This window comes from Glycomyces dulcitolivorans (genome assembly GCF_003265355.1).
Classification (GTDB): Bacteria; Actinomycetota; Actinomycetes; order Mycobacteriales; family Micromonosporaceae; genus Glycomyces; species Glycomyces dulcitolivorans.
In genome coordinates this window covers 16,070-34,106 of record NZ_QFRW01000026.1, presented here as the reverse complement: position 1 = coordinate 34,106, position 18,037 = coordinate 16,070, and the positions used below count along the sequence as shown (strand labels likewise).

The 18,037-nt window shown below is 71.5% G+C and carries 16 protein-coding genes; 12 read left to right on the top strand and 4 right to left on the bottom strand.

What is annotated here, in order from left to right:
• Window positions 1-2,636: transglycosylase domain-containing protein (locus DI269_RS01025; protein ID WP_112133297.1), on the top strand; the 2,636-nt coding region annotated here is incomplete at its 5' end.
• Window positions 2,637-2,693: 57 nt separating this feature from the next.
• Here DI269_RS01025 and DI269_RS01020 read toward each other — a convergent pair.
• Window positions 2,694-3,935, bottom strand: a complete 1,242-nt coding sequence (locus DI269_RS01020) for an amino acid deaminase/aldolase (RefSeq protein WP_112133296.1) — start codon at window positions 3,933-3,935, stop codon at window positions 2,694-2,696.
• Between the two features lie 92 nt (window positions 3,936-4,027).
• Here DI269_RS01020 and DI269_RS01015 point away from each other — a divergent pair, with 92 nt between their 5' ends.
• Genes DI269_RS01015 through DI269_RS00995 form a run of 5 tightly spaced genes read left to right on the top strand, consistent with a single transcriptional unit; the run spans window position 4,028 to window position 11,437 of the window.
• A complete protein-coding gene (locus tag DI269_RS01015) occupies window positions 4,028-5,350 on the top strand; it encodes a D-arabinono-1,4-lactone oxidase (RefSeq protein WP_112133295.1) in 1,323 nt (440 codons plus the stop codon).
• Window positions 5,351-5,392: 42 nt separating this feature from the next.
• Window positions 5,393-6,136, top strand: a complete 744-nt coding sequence (locus tag DI269_RS01010) for a pyrimidine reductase family protein (RefSeq protein ID WP_232822556.1) — start codon at window positions 5,393-5,395, stop codon at window positions 6,134-6,136.
• A complete protein-coding gene (locus DI269_RS01005; protein ID WP_112133294.1) occupies window positions 6,129-7,841 on the top strand; it encodes an ATP-binding protein in 1,713 nt (570 codons plus the stop codon). The genes DI269_RS01010 and DI269_RS01005 overlap by 8 nt, the downstream gene beginning before the upstream one ends.
• A gap of 9 nt (window positions 7,842-7,850) precedes the next feature.
• Entirely contained in the window at window positions 7,851-9,005 is a 1,155-nt protein-coding gene (locus tag DI269_RS01000; RefSeq protein ID WP_112133293.1) for an exonuclease SbcCD subunit D, read from the top strand.
• Window positions 9,005-11,437, top strand: a complete 2,433-nt coding sequence (locus DI269_RS00995; RefSeq protein ID WP_112133292.1) for an AAA family ATPase — start codon at window positions 9,005-9,007, stop codon at window positions 11,435-11,437. The genes DI269_RS01000 and DI269_RS00995 overlap by 1 nt, the downstream gene beginning before the upstream one ends.
• On the opposite strand, the gene DI269_RS00990 is transcribed toward DI269_RS00995, so the two are convergent.
• The gene (locus DI269_RS00990; protein WP_112133291.1) at window positions 11,434-12,639 is read right to left on the bottom strand and encodes an MFS transporter; all 1,206 of its coding nucleotides are present in this window, start codon (window positions 12,637-12,639) and stop codon (window positions 11,434-11,436) included. The genes DI269_RS00995 and DI269_RS00990 overlap by 4 nt on opposite strands.
• A gap of 123 nt (window positions 12,640-12,762) precedes the next feature.
• Between DI269_RS00990 and DI269_RS00985 the strand changes: the two genes are divergently transcribed.
• The 4 genes from DI269_RS00985 (at window position 12,763) to DI269_RS00970 (ending at window position 15,577) form a co-directional block, all read left to right on the top strand.
• Window positions 12,763-13,125, top strand: coding sequence for an ArsR/SmtB family transcription factor (locus DI269_RS00985; RefSeq protein WP_112133290.1), 363 nt, complete (start codon window positions 12,763-12,765; stop codon window positions 13,123-13,125).
• A 106-nt stretch (window positions 13,126-13,231) separates the two neighbouring features.
• Entirely contained in the window at window positions 13,232-14,008 is a 777-nt protein-coding gene (locus DI269_RS00980; RefSeq protein ID WP_112133289.1) for a carbonic anhydrase, read from the top strand.
• Between the two features lie 114 nt (window positions 14,009-14,122).
• Window positions 14,123-15,040: a hypothetical protein gene (locus DI269_RS00975; protein ID WP_112133288.1), complete on the top strand. Its 918-nt coding sequence runs from the start codon at window positions 14,123-14,125 to the stop codon at window positions 15,038-15,040.
• 36 nt (window positions 15,041-15,076) lie between these two features.
• Entirely contained in the window at window positions 15,077-15,577 is a 501-nt protein-coding gene (locus tag DI269_RS00970) for an SRPBCC domain-containing protein (RefSeq protein ID WP_112133287.1), read from the top strand.
• Between the two features lie 55 nt (window positions 15,578-15,632).
• Here the strand turns inward: DI269_RS00970 and DI269_RS27460 are convergent, their stop codons facing one another.
• Both DI269_RS27460 and DI269_RS26660 read right to left on the bottom strand, forming a co-directional pair.
• Window positions 15,633-16,322, bottom strand: a complete 690-nt coding sequence (locus DI269_RS27460) for an aggregation-promoting factor C-terminal-like domain-containing protein (protein WP_198667020.1) — start codon at window positions 16,320-16,322, stop codon at window positions 15,633-15,635.
• A gap of 308 nt (window positions 16,323-16,630) precedes the next feature.
• Entirely contained in the window at window positions 16,631-17,164 is a 534-nt protein-coding gene (locus DI269_RS26660) for a hypothetical protein (RefSeq protein ID WP_112133286.1), read from the bottom strand.
• A gap of 184 nt (window positions 17,165-17,348) precedes the next feature.
• Between DI269_RS26660 and DI269_RS00955 the strand changes: the two genes are divergently transcribed.
• Together DI269_RS00955 and DI269_RS00950 are read left to right on the top strand one after the other, a co-directional pair.
• Complete coding sequence (locus DI269_RS00955) at window positions 17,349-17,585, top strand: FitA-like ribbon-helix-helix domain-containing protein (RefSeq protein ID WP_112133285.1); 237 nt, start codon at window positions 17,349-17,351, stop codon at window positions 17,583-17,585.
• Complete coding sequence (locus tag DI269_RS00950) at window positions 17,582-17,983, top strand: type II toxin-antitoxin system VapC family toxin (protein ID WP_112133284.1); 402 nt, start codon at window positions 17,582-17,584, stop codon at window positions 17,981-17,983. The genes DI269_RS00955 and DI269_RS00950 overlap by 4 nt, the downstream gene beginning before the upstream one ends.
• The last annotated feature ends 54 nt before the right edge of the window (window positions 17,984-18,037 follow it).

Here is an 18,037-nt window from a genome sequence, read left to right as displayed (position 1 = left end):
CCGGACCCCCGCCCGCCGCGCGCGGCAGCGCCGGCGTCGGGCGCGCCTCCGTCGTCGGCGCGGCCAGGCCGAAGACGGCCCCCGGCACGCCGCTCCCCGGGAAGAAGAAGCGGAAGAAGGCGTCCGTGCGCCGCCGCCGCGTCTACGCGGCGCTCATCATGGTGTGCCTGATGATGCTCGGCGCGATCACCGTGGCCGGCTCCTGGTTCTTCCAGAACGTGCCCGCCCCCAAGGACCTCAAGTTCGGCGAGTCCACCTCGATCGCCTACTCGGACGGCACGGTCATCGCCGGGTACGGCGAGTACACCCGCAAGCTCGTCGACACCTACGAGGAGCTCCCCCCGCAGGTCGTCTGGTCGCTGCTCGCCCTGGAGGACAAGGACTTCTTCGAGCACGACGGCGTCGACTACAAGGGCACCATGCGCGCCCTCGTCAACAACGTCACCGGCGGCGACACGCAGGGCGCGTCCACGATCAGCCAGCAGTACGCGGGCATGGTCATGGACATCCGCGACGACGTCTCGTACGGCCGCAAGGCCAAAGAGGCCGTCATGGCGATGAAGCTGGAGCAGCAGTACTCCAAGGAGACGATCCTCCTCCACTACCTGAACCTCAACTTCTACGGCCGCGGCACCTACGGCATCGCCGCCGCCTCCCAGATCTGGTTCGGCGTACCGCTCGCGGACCTCACCTGGGGCCAGGCGATGACGCTCGTCATGCAGGTCAAGGCCGGCGACGGCTCCTTCGACCCGCGCCTGGTCGAGGAGGGCGACACGGCCCCCGTCGACCGGTGGACCCACGGCATGGAGTCCCTCCTGACCCTCACCGAGGACCTCGACGAGGAGCAGCTCGCCGCCGTCCAGACCGAGCTCGACGCAGGGATGCCCGCCACCCTGGAGGCACTCTCGAACCCGGGCACCTGGGGCCACGACACCCCGACGGGCTTCATCACCAACCCGAACGACGGCTACATCTGGGACGAGCTGGAGAGCCGCTACGGCCTCACGCAGAACGACTTCTACGGCAAGGACGCGGACACCGGCGGCTACACCGTCGAGCTCACCCTCGACCCGACGATCCAGTCCCTGGCCTACGAGACCGCCAGCCGCGGCGACCTCGAACGCGTGAAGAACGAGGAGGGCGAGTACGTCGACGCCGAAGGCACTCCGGTCGAACTGATCGCCGACGCCGACGAGTACGTGAACGACGACGGCTTCTTCGAGTTCACGAACACGAACGACAAGGCCGCACTCGCCGACCAGAACCTGTCGATGGCCGACGCGGTCGTCGCGGTCGAGCCCGGCACCGGCCGGGTCCTCGGCTACTACGGCGGCGAGAACGGCCTCGGCGTCGACAAGGCCGGCATCGAGAACCCGCACCCGCCGTCCTCGACGTTCAAGATGATCACCGCCGCGACCGCGATCGAGAACGGCGCCTCGATCGACTCGTGGTGGACCTCGGACTCGCCGCGCGAGTTCGACACCCTGGAGGGCATCGGCGACGGCACCATCTCCAACGCCGGCCGCAACGAGAACACCGACCGGACCCTGACCCAGGCCGTCCGCGACTCGCGCAACACGCCGATGTACCAGATCGCGGAGAAGTACGGCGCCACCGCGATCCTGGAGAACGCCATCCAGATGGGTCTGCGGACCATGAGCCAGAACGAGGACGGCGTCGCCGTCACCTACAAGTTCTACATCGAGGACGACGGCACCATCACCTACTCGCGGCACGGCATCCGCGAGAACGAGGACGGCTCGTTCGCGGTCGACTCCAACGGCAACGTCGACCCGCTGGCCCCGCTCGACGAGGTCAACGAGGACGGCTCGCCCGTGCACACCCCGCTCGACCTCGACTCGCCGAACTCGCCGTTCTACTACCACATCTCGTTCGGCCAGTACCCGACCTCGGTGAAGGACATGGCGACCGTGTACGCGACCATCGCGAACGACGGCACCTACAACGAAACGCACTTCGTCGAGCGCGTCCTCGACCGCAACGGCAACGAGGTCCCGACGATCCGCGACCTGGAGGAGACCCAGGCCCTGGACGCGAGCATCGCCCGCAACCTCCAGTGGGTCGGCTCCGAGATCGAGGGCGACGGCGGCGCCGTCGACAACCCCTACACCGGCAAGACCGGTACGTGGGAGGCGAACTGGGAGGGCTACGACAGCGCCAACGCCCACACCTGGTACGTCGGCGCGATCAAGCAGCTGAGCATCGCCACCTGGGTCGGCAACGCGACCGCCGAGTCGGCCCCGCTCCTGAACCCGAGCGGCGGCACCGACAACCTCTTCGGTGGCACCCTGAGCTATCCGGTGTGGAAGCAGTTCATGGACGGCGCGATCGAGGCCAAGGACTACGACAAGGTCGAATGGCAGGACGCCGAGCACATAGGCAGCGCGATCGTCGAGGGCATCATCAACGCCGACGGCACGATCGACGCCGACAGTCCTTACTGCGCCACCGCGACCGGGCAGGCCGACACGCGCTGCGGCACCGCACAGCAGCCCGGCGGTGACGAGGAGTGCGACCCGATCTCCGAGTGGATGGGCCTGTGCGAGCCGACCGACGGCGGAGGCGGCGGCGGGAACGGCGGAGGCAATGGCGGCGGCGGAGGCGGCAACGACTAGCGGCCACTGAGACGGGCCCGGCGGGATCACTCCCGCCGGGCCCGTTCGCGTTGCGGCTCAGACGAAGGCGTGGCCCTCGCCGCGGTAGGTCGGGACCTCGTCGACGACCTCGCCGCGCTGGACGAGGTGGATCGTGTTGACCCGCTCGGCGAGTTCGCCGGCCTTGGCGTGGCGCATCCAGACGCGGTCGCCGATGGCGAGCGCGTCGGCGGCGCGGCCGCGCAGCGGGGTCTGGACCTCGCCGGCGCCCTCGGTCTTGACGTAGCGGAGCCCGCCGGGGAAGGTCGGCCTCGGGAGCCGGTCGGGGCCGGGCACGCCCGAGGCGATCCAGCCGCCGCCGAGCGCGGTCACCATGCCGCGCTTGGGCCTGCGGACCACCGGCAGGGCGAAGAACGCGGCCGGGAGCGGCCGGATCGAGCGGTAGCCGTCGAACAGCGCCGGCGAGTAGAGGCCCGAGCCGGCGGCGATCTCGGTGACCGAGGGGTCGGCGGCGGTCGAGATGACCGAGCCGGTGCCGCCGCCGTTGACGAACTCCAGGTCGGTGACGCGGCGGACGGCGGCGACGGCCTCGGCGCGGCGCTCGGCGAGCTCGGCCTTGGAGACGGTCTGCATGAGCCGCACGATCGGGGCCTTCAGGGACGCGGCGCTGAAGGCGTCCTGGACGCCCGCGATCTGGCCCTCGTAGCCCATGATCCCGACCAGGCTCACGCCCGGGCGCTTGTCGATCTCGTGGGCCATGTCCAGGGCCTGGTCGGGCGTGCGGACCGGGGACCTGAAGGAGCCCAGGTGGAGTCGGCCGCCGAGGAGCTCCAGGGAGACGTCCAGTTCGAGGCACAGCCGCAGCGGGCGCGACGGGTTCGGCTGGACGTGCCGGCTGAGGAAGTCCAGGTGCTCGACCGAGTCGACCATGAGGGTGACGCGGCGGGCGAGCTCGTCGTCGCCGGCCAGCGCGCGCAGCGCGTCGGTGTCGGCGGTCGGGTAGGCGACCACGATGTCGTCGAACTCCTCTGCGAGCCAGAGCGCTTCGGGGAGCGTGAATCCGAGGATGCCCTTGAATCCGGGCTGCGCGAGGGCGCGGCGCATGAGGGCGCGGCAGCGCAGGGACTTGCTGGCGAGGCGGAGCGGTTTGCCGATCGCGTTGCGGCGCAATATGGCCGCGTTGGTGTCGAAGGCGTCCAGGTCGACGGCGGCGAACGGCGGCTGCAAGCCGGCCGTGGCGCGGTCGAGGACGCCGAACCGCTGGTCGGCGCCGGTATGCGCGGCGGCCCCTGGCGAGCCCGTTACTCCCTGATAACCCATGCGACTTCCCTTCCGCAGGTCAAGTGGGGTTAGATGAAAGCTACCGTGAAGTACGCCTCATGTTCAACAGAGCCGTTGGAAGGACCGCCGCTATGGGGAGCCCCGTCGTCGAGAACCCGCATTGGCAGAACTGGTCGGGCACCGAGGCCGCAGTGCCGGTGCGGACCGTGCGCCCGCAGGCCGTCGCGGACCTGTCCGCGGCGGTGACCGCGGCCGGGGAGGACGGGCTGCGGGTGAAGGCCGTGGGCGCGGGGCATTCGTTCAGCGGGATCGCGGTCCCCGACGGGGTGCGCGTGGACATGTCCGGTCTCGACCAGGTCGTGTCGGTGGACCCGAAGTCGGGGCTCGTCACCGTGGAGGCGGGGATGCCGCTGTGGCGGCTGAACGAGGTCCTCGACGCGCACGGGCTGGCGCTGGAGAACATGGGCGACATCGACCAGCAGACGATCTCGGGGGCGATCTCGACGGGGACGCACGGGACGGGCGACCGGTACCGGGGGTTCGCCTGGCAGGTCAAGGGTTTGAAGCTGGTGCTGGCGAGCGGCGAGGCCGTGCAGTGTACGGAGTTCGAGCGCCCGGACCTGTTCGCGGCGGCGCGCCTGGGGCTGGGGGCGCTGGGGGTGATCGCGGAGGTGACGCTCCAGTGCGTGCCGGCGTTCCGGCTGCACGCGGTCGAGCGGCCCGAGCGGCTCGAAGCGGTCCTGGAGGGCCTGGACGAGGCGGTGGCCGAGAACGACCACTTCGAGTTCTACTGGTTCCCGCACACGGACCGGACGCTGACGAAGCGGAACAACCGGCACGCGATGTCGGAGCCGAGCCGGGCGCCGAGCCGCCTGTCGTACTGGTGGAACGAGGGGTTCACGGAGAACACGCTGTTCTCGGCGAGCAACCGGGTGGGGGTGCGGTTCCCGGGGATGGTGCCGCGGCTGAACCGGATGGCGGGACGGGTGTGGAGCGCGCGGGAGTACACGGACGTGTCGCACCGGATCTTCACGTCGCCGCGGTCGGTGGTGTTCCGGGAGATGGAGTACGCGCTGCCGCGGGAGGCGCTGCCGGCGGTGCTGCGGGAGCTGCACGCGATGGTGGCGCGGGAGGGGCACACGGTGTCGTTCCCGGTGGAGGTGCGGTTCGCGGCGGCGGACGACGTCTGGCTGTCGACGGCGCAGGGGCGGCGGACGGCGTACGTGGCGGTGCACCAGTTCCACCGGCACGACCACGAGCCTTATTTCCGGGACTGCGAGGCGGTCTTCGACGCGGCGGAGGGGCGCCCGCACTGGGGGAAGATGCACACGCTGGGTGCGGAGCAGCTGTCGCGGCGGTACAAGCACTTCGAGGACTACCGGCGGGTGCGGGACGAGGTCGATCCGGACCGGCGGTTCGCGAACCCGTACCTGGAGCGGGTGCTGGGGGGCTAGGCGGTCCGGCCGGTTGTCGGTCGGGTGGGCTAGGTTTCAGCGGTGGCAGAGGTGCTGTACCGAAAACTCGATGAACTGACCGATGACGAGGTCTACGAGGCGTATGCGCCTCCCGAACCCGACTGGCTGCGGGTGAACTTCGTGTCCAGTGCCGACGGGGCGGCGACGCTGGGGGGCCTGTCAGGCTCACTTTCGGGTGACGCGGACAAGCGGGTGTTCAAGGTGCTGCGCGCGCGGTGCGACGTGCTCCTGGCCGGGGCGGAGACGGTCCGGCTGGAGCAGTACGGGCCGCTGGTGCTCTCGGAGGACCGGATGGCGTGGCGGCGGGCGCAGGGACTGCCGGAGGTGCCGGTCATGGCGATCGTGACGCGCACCGCGCGGCTCGACCCGGAGGCGGGGATCTTCACGAAGGCGCCGCGGCGGCCGATCCTGGTGTGTCCGGCGGATCTGCCGGAGGAGCGGGTCGCGCCGTTCCGGGAGGTCGCCGACGTCATCGCCGTCGGCACGAGCACAGTGGACTTCACGGCGGCCGTCGCGGCGCTGCGCGAGCGGGGCCTGCGGCAGGTCCTGTGCGAGGGCGGGCCGCACGTGTTCGGCAGCCTGATCGCCGCCGACCTGGCCCAGGAGCTGGACCTGACGATCTCGCCGCTGCTGGTCGGCGGCGGTCCGCACCGGATCGCCGAGGGGTACGAGTCCGCCGGGGCGAGGCGCCTCCGCCTGCGACACGTCCTCCAAGCCGGGGACGACCTCATCCTGCGCTACGTGCGAGGATCTGTTGATGAGTGAATCGGTGGGCCGCGTGCTGGGCACGGAGGACGCGACGCCCCTGTCGTTCTGGGTCGGCGTCGGCCCGGAGGCGTACGCGCAGCTCGACGACGTGCTCACCACCGAGCGGCAGGTGCCCGGGATCGGCACGGTCCGCATCTCCGGCGTCGTCACCTCGGTGCGCAGCCGCCACGAGGGCGCCCAGTTCGACTCCGACGTGTTCGACATCGCCGGGGGCCTGCTCCCGGCGCAGGTCCAGGAGGCCGCCGAGGTCACCGTGACGCGCGTCGAGCCCGAGGTGTTCGTGCCCCCGCGCCCCGGCGCCGAGGTCCAGCGGGCCTCCGGCGAGGACCGCGACCGGGCCCTGTACTTCGACGGCATGGCCCGCCAAGTGCCCCTTGGGTTCTCGCGCGACGGGCAGCCGGTGTACCTGAACCCGGACTTCCTCGACGGCACCCGCGGCGCCCACGTCTCCATCTCGGGCATCTCCGGCGTCGCCACGAAGACCTCATTCGCGACGTGGATGCTGTACTCGCTCCTGCACTCGGGCGCGCTCGGCGCCGAGGCCGCGAACACCAAGGCGCTCATCTTCAACGTCAAGGGCGAGGACCTGCTGCTCCTCGACCACGACAACACGAAGATCGACGAGACCGTGCGCGACTCGTACCGGCGCCTCGGCATGGAGCCGGGCGCGTTCAAGTCCGTCGAGGTGCTCGCGCCGCCGCGCGAGGGCGACTCGAACGGCATCCCGGACGTGGCGTGCCGGTCCACCGGCGTCGACGCGTTCTACTGGACGCTCGCGGAGTTCTGCCAGCTCAACCTGCTGCCGTTCGTGTTCGCCGACGGCGACGACGACCGCCAGCAGTACACGATGGTCGTCCACCAGGTCGCCGCCCGGCTGCGCAAAGAGGCCCGCCCCAAGGACAACGGCGCGATCAGCGTCGACGGGCGCCTGCTCACCAGCTACCGGGACCTCGTCGACCTCATCTGCGAGCGCCTCGCCGACGACGAGACCCGCACCGAGTGGGCCGGGTCGGCGATCGGCCTGGGCACCGTCAACGCGTTCATCCGGCGGCTCATCGCCTCCGGCCGCGACATCGGCCGCCTCATCCGCGGCGACCTGCCGCCGAAGGGCGCCGTCCTCACCTCCGAAGCGCAGGTGACCGTGGTCGACCTGCACAACCTGCCCGACCGGGCGCAGCGGTTCGTCGTCGGCGTGGTCCTGCGCAGCGAGTTCGAGCGCAAGGAGAAGGCCGGCACGGCGCGGCCCCTCCAGTTCGTCGTCCTCGACGAGCTGAACAAGTACGCGCCGCGCGAGGGCACCAGCCCCATCAAGGACATCCTCCTCGACATCGCCGAACGCGGACGGTCCCTGGGCGTCATCCTCATCGGCGCCCAGCAGACCGCGTCCGAAGTGGAGCGGCGCATCGCGTCGAACTCGGCGATCCGCGTCGTCGGCCGCCTCGACGCGGCCGAGGCCACCCGGCCCGAGTACGGGTTCCTCACCCAGGCGCAGCGCATGCGCGTGCTCATGGCCAAGCCCGGCACCATGTTCGTGGCCCAGCCCGAGCTCCCGGTCCCCCTCGTGGTGAACTTCCCGTTCCCCGCGTGGGCCACCCGCCCCGCCGAGGCCGGGTCCGCCCCGGCCGCCACCGCACGGTCGGTCACGGCGAAGGTCGACCCCTTCGACCTCGCCGGAGACGACGAAGACGACATTCCGTTCTAGGGGCTGACATTGAGGATTCTCCACACTTCCGACTGGCATGTGGGCGTCACTCTCAAGGGCCGCCCGCGCCTCGACGAGCAGCGCGCGGTCTTCCGGCAGATGGTCGAGACCGCCAGGGCGGAGGCCGTCGACCTCGTCATCGTCGCCGGGGACCTGTTCGACACCGCTTCGCCCTCCAGCGAGGCCCAGAAGCTCCTGTTCACGGCCCTGTCCGCGCTGCAAGGGACCGGGGCCGAGGTCGTCGTCGTCGCGGGCAACCACGACAACGGCAAAGCCCTTGAGGCCCTGCGGAACTGGGCCCACGCCGCCGGAATCCACCTGCGCGGCAGCCTCGGCAAGTCCGGCGACCACCTCATCACCGGGGAGACCAAGGACGGCGAGCGCTGGAAGTGCGCGGCCCTGCCGTTCATCGCCCAGCGCCACGCCGTGCGCGCCGCCGAGCTGTTCGAGCTCGGCGCGGCCGGTGCCGAGGCGAACTACGCCGACCACCTGCGGCGCCTGGTCGCCGCGCTCACGCAGGACTTCGGGGCCGACACCGTCAACCTGTTCACCGGGCACCTCACCGTGGTCGGCGGCAAAGTCGGCGGCGGCGAGCGCGAAGTCCACACCGTGGCCGACTACGCCGTCCCCGCCGCGATCTTCCCGCCCACCACTTCGTATGTGGCCCTGGGCCACCTGCACCGGGCGCAAGCGATCAACGGCCCCTGCCCGATCCGCTACTCCGGCGCGCCGCTCGCGGTCGACTTCGGCGAGGAGGACCACACGCCGAGCGTCGCGATCGTCGAGGTCAGCGCCGGAATCCCAGCGAAAGTCCGGACCGTGCCGCTCACCGAGGCCGTGCCGCTCCAGACCGTCCGCGGCAGCCTCGAACAGCTCGCCAAGACCGAGGCCGACGAGCGGGCCTGGCTGCGGGTCTTCGTGACCGAGCCCGCGCGGGCCGGCCTGCGCGGCGAGGTCGCCGACCTGTTCCCGAACGCCGTCCAGATCCACATCGACCCCGTCATGCGCCTCGACGCGTCCGCACCGCGCGAGCGGCGCTCCGGACGCAGTCCCGGGGAGCTGTTCGGCTCGTACCTGACCGAGAACGGCCACGACGACCCGGCCGTCGCGAAGCTGTTCTCGCAGCTGTACGAGGACACCCAGACCGTCGCCGAGGAGGCCTGATGCGTCCGATCCGGCTGGACCTCAACGGGTTCGCGTCCTACACGGGCGAGGAGACCTTCGACTTCACCGACGTGGACTTCTTCGCGCTCACCGGCCCCACCGGGGCCGGGAAGTCCACCGTGCTCGACGCGATCTGCTTCGCGCTGTACGGGCGCACGCCGCGCTGGCGGGTGAACACCACGCAGAACGCCATCGCGCCGTCCGCTGTGGAGGGCCGGGTGCGGCTCGTGTTCGCCGCCGCCGGAACGCACTACGTGGCGACCCGGATCCTGCGCCGCGACCGGAACGGGAAGGTCAAGACGACCACGGCCGCCCTGGAGCAGCTGCCGGACGGGGTCGACCCGGCCGACGACGCGGCCCTGGTCGAGGGCCTCGGGCGGGCGCTCGCGGGCAGTCCCAGCGAGGTCTCGAACGCGGCCGAGCGGGTGATCGGGCTGCCGTTCGAGCAGTTCACGAAGTGCGTGCTGCTCCCCCAGGGCGAGTTCGCGGAGTTCCTCCACGCCTCCCCCGCCGACCGGCGCAAGATCCTGGAGAACCTGCTGGGGCACAGCGTGTACCGGCGGGTGCAGCAGCTCGCGGGCGCGAAGCGGGACGCGGCGACGACCGCGATGAAGACCCTCGAAGCGCAGCTCGCGCGGGTCCCGGCGGTCACCGACGCCGAACTGGCGGGCGCGGCCGAGCGGGTCGAGCAGCTGGAGAAGCTCACCGAGCCGGTGCGGGACAAGGCGAACGCCCTCGACGGGCTCGCCGCGGCCGTGGACGGGGCCCGGCGGCGCCTGGCCGAGGCCGAGTCGAACCTGGCCTCGCTCACATACATCAAGCGGCCCGACGGGGTCGCCGACATCGGCGCGCAGCTCGCCGACGCGGCCGCCGCGGTCGCGGCGAAGGCCGCCGAGGTCGAGGCGACCGAGACCGAGGACGAGCGGCTCCGCGCCGAACTCGACGGGCTCGACCTGGCGCTCATCGAGCGCCAGCTCAAGGCGTGGGCCGAACTGGCCGAGACGCAGTCGAAGCTGAAAACCGGCCAGGAGCTGACCGAGGAGCTGCGCGACCAGTTCGCGGAGGCGAAGGAGCTGGAGGAGGCCGCCGGCGAGGAGGTCGAGATCCAGCACGCGTCCCTCCACAAGGTCCGGATGGCCGAGCTGGCCGGGACGCTCCGCGCCGGGCTCGCGGTCGGCGACGAGTGCCCCGTCTGCGACCGTCCTGTGGAGACCGTGCCGGAGCACGACCTCTCGGAGTCCATGCAGCACGCCGAAGAGGCGTCGCGCACGGCCACGATCGAGCACCGGGACGCGCAGGCCGCCGTGGTCGCACTTCAGACGAAGCTGGAGAACTACGAGGAGCGGCTGACCGAGCTCCAGCTCGCCGAGCGGCGGCTCAACAAGAAGCTCGAAGGCGTCGCCGAACCCGCTGCACTGCAAGCGAAGCGGGCCTCCTCGGAGGAGGCGCGCCAGCAGCTCGCGGGCACCAGTGCCGCGTTGAAGGCCGCGCGGCGGGCGCTGCGGGAGGCCGAGAAGCGCAAGCAGACCGCCGACGAGCGCCAGCAGCGGGCCTGGAAGGAGTTCCAGCACGCCCGCGACCAGGTCGCGGCGCTCGCGCCGCCCTCGGCCGGGGACGACCTGGCCGGGAGCTGGGCGGCCCTCGTCGACTGGGCCAAGTCCTCGCTGGAGCGGGCCGGGAGCGAGCGGGAGGCGGCACGCACCGAGCTGACCGGGCTCGACGGCCGCGCCGGGACCCTCCGCGGGGAGCTGCGGCTGGCCTTGGGCGAGTTCGACATCGACGTCCCGCGCACCGGCGCCGGCGGCGACTACGTCGCCCGGCACGCCGCCGCGGTCGAGACGTCCCGCGCCGCTTCGGCGCGGCTCGCCGAGGCGCGGCGCCAGCGCGTGGACCTGGAGGCGGAGACGCGCCGGTTCGCGCACGAGGCCGAGGTCGCCAAAGCGCTTGCGTCCCATCTGGAGGCGCGGCGGTTCATGGAGTGGCTCCTGTCAGAAGCGCTCGACGAGCTCGTGGCGGGCGCGACGGTGATGCTCAACCAGATCACCGCGGGCCAGTACGACCTGATCTACCGGGACCAGGACTTCTGGGTGGTCGACCACCACGACGCGGACATGGCGCGCCCGGCGCGGAGCCTGTCGGGCGGGGAGACGTTCGCGGCCTCGCTGTCGCTGGCGCTCGCGCTGAGCGACCAGCTGGCGAGCCTGGCGCGGCACGGGGCGTGCCTGGAGTCGATCATCCTGGACGAGGGCTTCGGCACGCTCGACCCGGAGACGCTCGACGCCGTGGCGACGACCCTGGAGGCGCTGACGCTGACGGCCGGTCGCACGGTGGGCCTGGTGACGCACGTGCCGGAACTGGCCGAGCGGGTGCCGGTGCGGTTCCGGATCACGAAGGACGCCAAGGGCTCCCACGTGGAGAAGACCTGGAGTTAGCGCCGCGCCCAGCGCATGAGCGCCAGCCCGATGAGGGTCAGGGCGACGAGGGTGAACGCGAAGTCGTCGATGGCCGCGCCGAGCCCGATCGCGTCGGCGAGGTGCCCCAGGCCCAGCGAGAGCGCCCCGACCAGGGCGTAGGCGCTGATGTTCAAGGCCGCGTTGGCTTCGGCGAGCGGGTTGGTCGGCACGGCCTGGTTGAGCATGGAGAGCCCGCCGAGGAGGCCCAGGCCCTGCGCGGGCCCGGCGAAGACCGCCGAGAGGAGCAGCAGCGCGGGCGCGGCGGTCTGGACGGCGGCGATGAGCAGGGCCGCGGAGACCACGGTGCAGGCGGCCGAGAGCAGCAGGAGCCGGACCACGCTCAGGCCCCGGAGGGCGAGCTGGGCCGCGATCGAGGAGGCGAAGGCGACGGCGGCGACCGAGCCGGCAATGATCCGGTCGTCGGTGCCGAGCTGCTCGGCCAGCAGCGAGGGCGCGAGCGAGAGCATGAACGAGGTGGCCGCGAGGCCGGGCCCGGCGACGGCGACCGCGGCGAGCAGGTTGCGGCGGGCCGCGGCGGGGACGCGCGGGATGCGGATCCACGCGCCGGAGCCTCCCGCGGGCGCGTCGAGGGGCATCCGGGCGATGACGGCCGTGGCGGTGAGCAGCAGGGCGATCTGGAGCCAGAACACCGTCGAGGTCGGCCCGGGGAGGGTCTCGGAGAGGATGCCGGCCCACAGCGGCCCGAAGCCGGTCCCCACGGCGACCGCTACGGAGCCCAGGAGGGCCGCCTGGCGCCTGCGGTCGGTCCCGGCGAGGTCGGTGACCGCGGCGGTCCCGGCGGAGACGAGGGCGCCGATGGACAGGCCGAGGAGGACCCGGGCGATCGAGAGGGCGGCGACGCCGCCGGCGGTCGCGAAGACGACGGCGGCGACGAGCGCGAGGCCCATTGCCGGGAGGAGGACGGCCTTGCGTCCCAAGCGGTCCGAGACGACGCCGGAGACGAGGAGGGAGGCGACGAGGCCGACCATGTACCAGCAGAAGATCGCCGTCAGGGTGCCTTTGGAGAAGCCGAACTGCTGCTGCCACAGGACGTAGAGCGGGGCGGCGAAGTTCCCGAGCATGAAGACCGCGGCGATGGGCCAGGACGCGAGGGCGGCCCAGGCGGTGGAGCCGGTCCGGGCCGGGAGGGCGGCGGGCGGGGCGGCGGTGTGCGTGGCCACGGCGGGACTCCTTCGGGTGCTTGTACGAGTAGACTCGAACTAGTTCGAATAGAGTCGAACATAGACCCGTAGTACGATGCAAGTCGTACTACGGAACCGTGACAAGCGACACCGGGAGCCGAGATGCCCGACCTCCAAGTCGATCCGACCGCCGCCGACCCGGCCACGGGCCTCCTCCCCGAGCCCGGCCGCGCCGAGCTGCGCCTCGAACAGGTCCTCAGCGCCCTGAGCGACCCGCTGCGGCTCGACATCGTCCAGACCTACCTGCGCGACGCCGACGGCGAGGAGCGCGCCTGCGGCTGGTTCAAGATCGACCGCCCCAAGTCCACGCGCACGCACCACTGGAAGGTCCTGCGCGAGGCCGGGGTGGTCCGCCAGCGCCAGGTCGGCCTGGAGCGGCGCAACCGGGTCCGCGAGGCGGACCTCGACGCGCGGTTCCCCGGTCTCCTGGACCTGGTGCGGGACTGGAAGCCCGCGGACGCGTGACGTCCGGTGCCGCCGGGTGCCGCCTGACCTCCGCTTTCATATTCCTTGGGTCACAACGGATTCGTTCACCGGGGGTTCAACTCGAACCCAGGAGTAAGCCTGATTCGTGAAATCACTCCACTTTTCCGGCGATCGCCGCAAGCTCCTCACCGGCGCCGGGGCCATCGGCGTCGGCTCCGCCCTCGTCCTCGCCCTCGACGCCTGCTCGACCGACTCGGGCGGCGCGGCCGCCTCCGAGACCGCCTCGGCCGCACCGGCGACCGACCTCAAGGACCTCGAAACCGCCGAAGAGATCTGGGACGCCCTCCTCGAAGGCAACCAGCGCTGGGCCGCGGGCGAGTCCGTCCACCCCGGCACCGACGTCGAGACGCGCGAGTCGCTCGTCGAGGGCCAGGAGCCGCGCGCCGCGGTCTTCACGTGCATCGACTCCCGTGTCGGGCCCGAACTCGTCTTCGACACCGGCGTCGGCGACCTCATGGTCACCCGCACCGCCGCGAACACCTTCGACCCGCTCGTCTCCGAGTCGGTCTCCTACGGGCCGGCCGCGCTCGAAGCGCCGCTGCTGGTCGTCCTCGGGCACCAGAAGTGCGGGGCGGTCACCGCCGCCCACGACGCGCTCGCGGCGGCGGACGCGGGCGAGGAGGTCGAGGAGCACGAGTACGCGCTCCCCGAGGTCGTCGCGGCGCTGACGCCGGCGTACGAGGCGGCGAAGGCGGAGTCCGGGGACCCGATCGACGCGATGATCGCCGCGAACGTCCTGCTCACCGTGCAGGCGCTCAAGGAGCACCCGAACCTGGCCGAGCTGGTCGCCGACGGGGAGCTGACGGTGGTCGGCGCGGTCTACTCGCTGGAGACGGGCCTGGTCACCGAGATCGAGGGCTAGAGCGCTCAAGCACTCCGGGCCGGGATGCGGGAAGCGTCCCGGCCCTTGTGGGGCGCATCGACCTCGACGGCGGGAAGTAGGCTGGGCCGCAATCGACCTGAAAGCGGGTGCGCCTTGCAGATCACCGTCGACGCGTGGGATCCGTCCTTCGCGGACAATCCCGAGTCCCCGTCGCGCCAGAACCAGGCGATCGTCGAACCCGGGGTGGAACTCGACCCCGAGGACTGGCGCCCGATCGACGCGCCCGCGAGCGGGCCGCGCCGCATCGTCGTGGTCGACGGCGTGCGCCGCGTCGACGCGAGGGTCGAGCTCCTGGACGACGGCGAGCGGTGGCCCGGGGTGTGCGTGTCGTGGGCCGCGGGCGCGGTCTCGTGCGACCTCGACGGGAAGGTCTCGGCCGTCGCGGAGGCGGACGTGGAGCGGGGCCTGTTCGCAGCCGTCGACCCCGGCGCCGACTTCGGGCGCTACCCGTACCGCAAGGTCGAGTCGGCCGACCCCGCCGAGCTGATCGGCGCGGCCCAGGTGGCGATGGCCGAGCTGGAGGCGAAGGTCGCGGCCCAGGTGGCGATGGACGCCGAGCTGTCGGTGCTCGACGGGCCGCTGCGCGGGAGGGACCGCCTGTCGAACTCGGTGGGCTACATCAAGAGCCACCAGCGCGCGTACCTGCCGAAGCAGCTCAACGCGGTCGTCGAGCAGTTGAAACCGGGCCAGCGCACGCCGGTGTTCCACCTGACGTCGGGCTGGCCGCGGTACACGTGGTACCTGCGGCTGCCGGGGACGTCCTCGCGCGGCTGGGCCGGGGTCGCCCGCATCGAGGCGTCGAACGACCTCGCCGAGGAGGCCGCGATCGCCCTGGCCGACGCCACCGCGGCGGCGCTCCCGCCGCTGGGCTCGGCGGCGCACAAGGACGCCCGCGCACCCCAGAACCTCACCCCGATCGCCGGGCTCGAACGGCGCCTGAAGCGGATGCTCGGCGATCCGCGACTGCTGCTGCGCTCGGTCCGGGCGGCGTCGATGGAGACCGGCGCGTAAGGGAAGGCTTGGGGCCCTTCCGTTGTTCGCATCGGCATGACCGCTGATGCTCCCGTCCACGGGACCGCGACCCTCTCGCGCACCCTCGCCGCCCCGCCCAAGCGGGTGTGGGCGGCGTTCGCCGACCTCGACCTGCGCGACCGCTGGTTCCACATCCCCGGGAGCGCGAAGACGCACGAACTCGACTTCCGCGTCGGCGGCGGCGAGCGCACGACCGGGGTCTTCGACGCCTCGGGCGCGCCGGAGCTCATCGAGTGGGAGTCGCGGATCTTCGACCTGGCCGCGCCCCGGCGGATCGTCTTCGGGTACGAGCTGAGCGTGGAGGGCCTGCGCCGCAACGTCTCCCTGGTGACGGTGGCGCTGACCCCCGAGGGCGGCGGCACGCGCCTGGACTACACCGAGCAGTACGTGCTGACGGCGCGCACCGGGGAGCCGGGCCAGGACGAGGCGCACCTGCGCGGGTCGCTCCAGTTCCTGCTCAACCGGCTCGAAGGGTCGCTGGGGGAACGACAGGAGGCCCCGGCGCGACTGCGCTAGGGCCCCCTCGGGTCAGCGAACTCCGGGTTCGCTCGGATTCGAGATTATGCGGCGGCTAGTACCAGCCGACCGACTCGCTGTGCGACCAGGCGGCGCAGGGGCTGCCGTAGACGCCGTCGATGTAGCCCAGGCCCCATTCGATCTGGGTGGCCGGGTTGGTCGCCCAGTCGTCGCCGGCGGAGGCCATCTTGTCGCCCGGGAGGGCCTGCGGGATGCCGGTGGCGCCGGACGAGGAGTTGTAGGCGTTCTCGTCCCAGCCGGACTCGCGGTTCCACAGGTCCACGAGGCACTGGAACTCGCCCATGTCCCAGCCGTAGTCGAGGGTCATGGTGCAGCCGATGGCCTGGTTGCCGGAGTAGTCGGAGCACTCGGCCGAGATGTCGACGCCGGAACCGGAGTCGTCGGACGACTCCTCCTCGGTGGTCTCCTCCTCGACCGGGACCTCCGCCGGGTCGGACGGCGCGGACTCGGAGTCGGCCTCCGCCTTCTCGGGCAGGATGCTGGTCATCGTGTCCACGTCGTCCCACTGGCGGTCGGCGCCGCCGGCGTCGGCGACGATCTGCTCGGCCAGCTGCTCCTGGGCCGTGGGGTCGTCGGTCGCGATGATCGCGGCGCTCGCGCTGCTCGCCGAGCCGACTGCGAGCAGTACGGCGGCGGAGGACACGAACACCCGGGTGCGCACCACGTGCCGGAGGCCGCCGGGGCGGCGCTCGTCGGAGCGGTGCTTGGCTCGGGTCGTCTTCATGCGGGTAAACATCGGGGGTAACCCTAGAAGCGCGAAACTCCGCGGCCGTACCGCTGAGTAACGGCGACAATACGGCACATGAACGCCTGTACCGGAACGCATTGCGTGCCCGTCTCGCCGGATAGCGGGGGTATCGCGAGCAGTGCCCGTTAGGCCCGGAACCGCGGTCCGCGCACTCCCCCGAACGGCCCATTGACGGTGGCCGGGCCGCTCGACCTTCTTCCACTTAGGTCCACCGAGAGTAATGTCACACGGGGCAACGGAACGGCCCCGCCGCGGTGCGGACGGGGCCGGTGTGGCTGACGGGGTCAGTCGGTCGAGGCGGAGCTCTCCTCCTCGGTCGCGCTCGGGAAGCCGGTCGGCGACTCCGACGACGGCGGTTCGGTCGCGCCGTCGGAGGGCGTGCAGAGCGGGTAGAGGTACCCCAAGTCGATGCCGGTGGGCGTCTCGCCGTACGGGTAGTTCGAGTCGGCGCCGGTGTCGAACGGATCGTCGGAGAGCACCGAGCAGCTCGACGGGTCGCCGAGGAACAGCGGGCTGCCGTGCTGGTCGAGCAGGTACACGCCGGTGACGAGCTCGCCGTCCTCGGTGTACGGGTAGATGTCGTCGACGGAGGCGTACGGGGAGTAGCCCGAGCCGTCGTAGAAGAAGAACGCGTCGCCGAAGGCGACGTCGGCGGCGCGCCAGGCGGTGAAGACGACCATCACGACGCCCGCGAGCGCGAGTGCGGTCCGGGCGCGCGGCCTCCAGCCTTCGGAGCGGTTCCCGATCCGGACCGAGTACCAGGCCAGGGGCAGGGCGAGCGCGGTGATCGCGGCGACCGTGTAACCCCACTGCTCCATTGCGGCCCAGGAGAAGTGCTCGTCGATGCGGAGGACGAGCCAGGCGATGAGGCCGGCGGCGGCGACGCCGCGGACGAGCCACCAGGCGGGCTTGAGCGACTGCCGGAACTCGGCGAACGTGCCCGCGCCCGTGTCGCGAACGCCGCATCACCAAAATCGCATGCGCTTGGTGTAGAATGCATGCATGACGAAGAACGTGCAAATCCGTGAGGTGTCCGACGAAACGCTCGCCGCGTTGAAGACACGCGCAGCGCAGGAAGGGATGTCGCTCTCGGCCTATCTGCGGGGACAGCTCGACCGGATGGCGTCGAGGCCGACCTTGGCGGAGCTGCTGCTTGAGGCAGATGAGCTGCGAGCGACCACCGGCGGTGTCACTACCGATGACATCGTGGCGATCCAGCGGGAGATCCGCGGGCAATGACCGAAGCCGTCATCGACAACTCAGCCCTGATCGAACTGTTCATCGGCAAGGCACCGCATTTGAGCCTGCGCTGGTGGGCGGTACATCGCGCGCTCGCGGCCCCCGAGGTGATCGACTTGGAAGCAGCGCAGACACTGCGCGGCCTCACCGCCTCAGGCAAGCTCGACGCCGTGGTCGCAACGCGTTTGGTCGACAAGGTGGCCACTTCCCCCATCGATCGGGTGCCGCACCGGGCACTGCTGGCGCGCATCTGGCAGCTTCGCGCTAACGCCACGGCGTACGACGCCGCCTACCTCGCACTTGCCGAGCGACTCGACGTGCCGCTGCTCACCTGCGACGCAAAGCTTGACCGGGTGCCGGGGCATCAGGCCACCGTCGTGTTCTTCGATCGGTCCTGATCGCACGCCCGCAACAGACGCGACCGGCCCCGCTCCATCGGAGCGGGGCCGGTT

Bases quoted from the DNA above. Each gene is read 5' to 3' on its own strand.
- DI269_RS01020 (WP_112133296.1), bottom strand. From the start codon at position 3,935: ATGGGTTATCAGGGAGTAACGGGCTCGCCAGGGGCCGCCGCGCATACC.
- DI269_RS01015 (WP_112133295.1), top strand. From the start codon at position 4,028: ATGGGGAGCCCCGTCGTCGAGAACCCGCATTGGCAGAACTGGTCGGGC.
- DI269_RS01005 (WP_112133294.1), top strand. From the start codon at position 6,129: ATGAGTGAATCGGTGGGCCGCGTGCTGGGCACGGAGGACGCGACGCCC.
- DI269_RS00995 (WP_112133292.1), top strand. From the start codon at position 9,005: ATGCGTCCGATCCGGCTGGACCTCAACGGGTTCGCGTCCTACACGGGC.
- DI269_RS00985 (WP_112133290.1), top strand. From the start codon at position 12,763: ATGCCCGACCTCCAAGTCGATCCGACCGCCGCCGACCCGGCCACGGGC.
- DI269_RS00970 (WP_112133287.1), top strand. From the start codon at position 15,077: ATGACCGCTGATGCTCCCGTCCACGGGACCGCGACCCTCTCGCGCACC.
- DI269_RS27460 (WP_198667020.1), bottom strand. From the start codon at position 16,322: ATGAAGACGACCCGAGCCAAGCACCGCTCCGACGAGCGCCGCCCCGGC.
- DI269_RS26660 (WP_112133286.1), bottom strand. From the start codon at position 17,164: ATGGAGCAGTGGGGTTACACGGTCGCCGCGATCACCGCGCTCGCCCTG.
- DI269_RS00955 (WP_112133285.1), top strand. From the start codon at position 17,349: ATGACGAAGAACGTGCAAATCCGTGAGGTGTCCGACGAAACGCTCGCC.
- DI269_RS00950 (WP_112133284.1), top strand. From the start codon at position 17,582: ATGACCGAAGCCGTCATCGACAACTCAGCCCTGATCGAACTGTTCATC.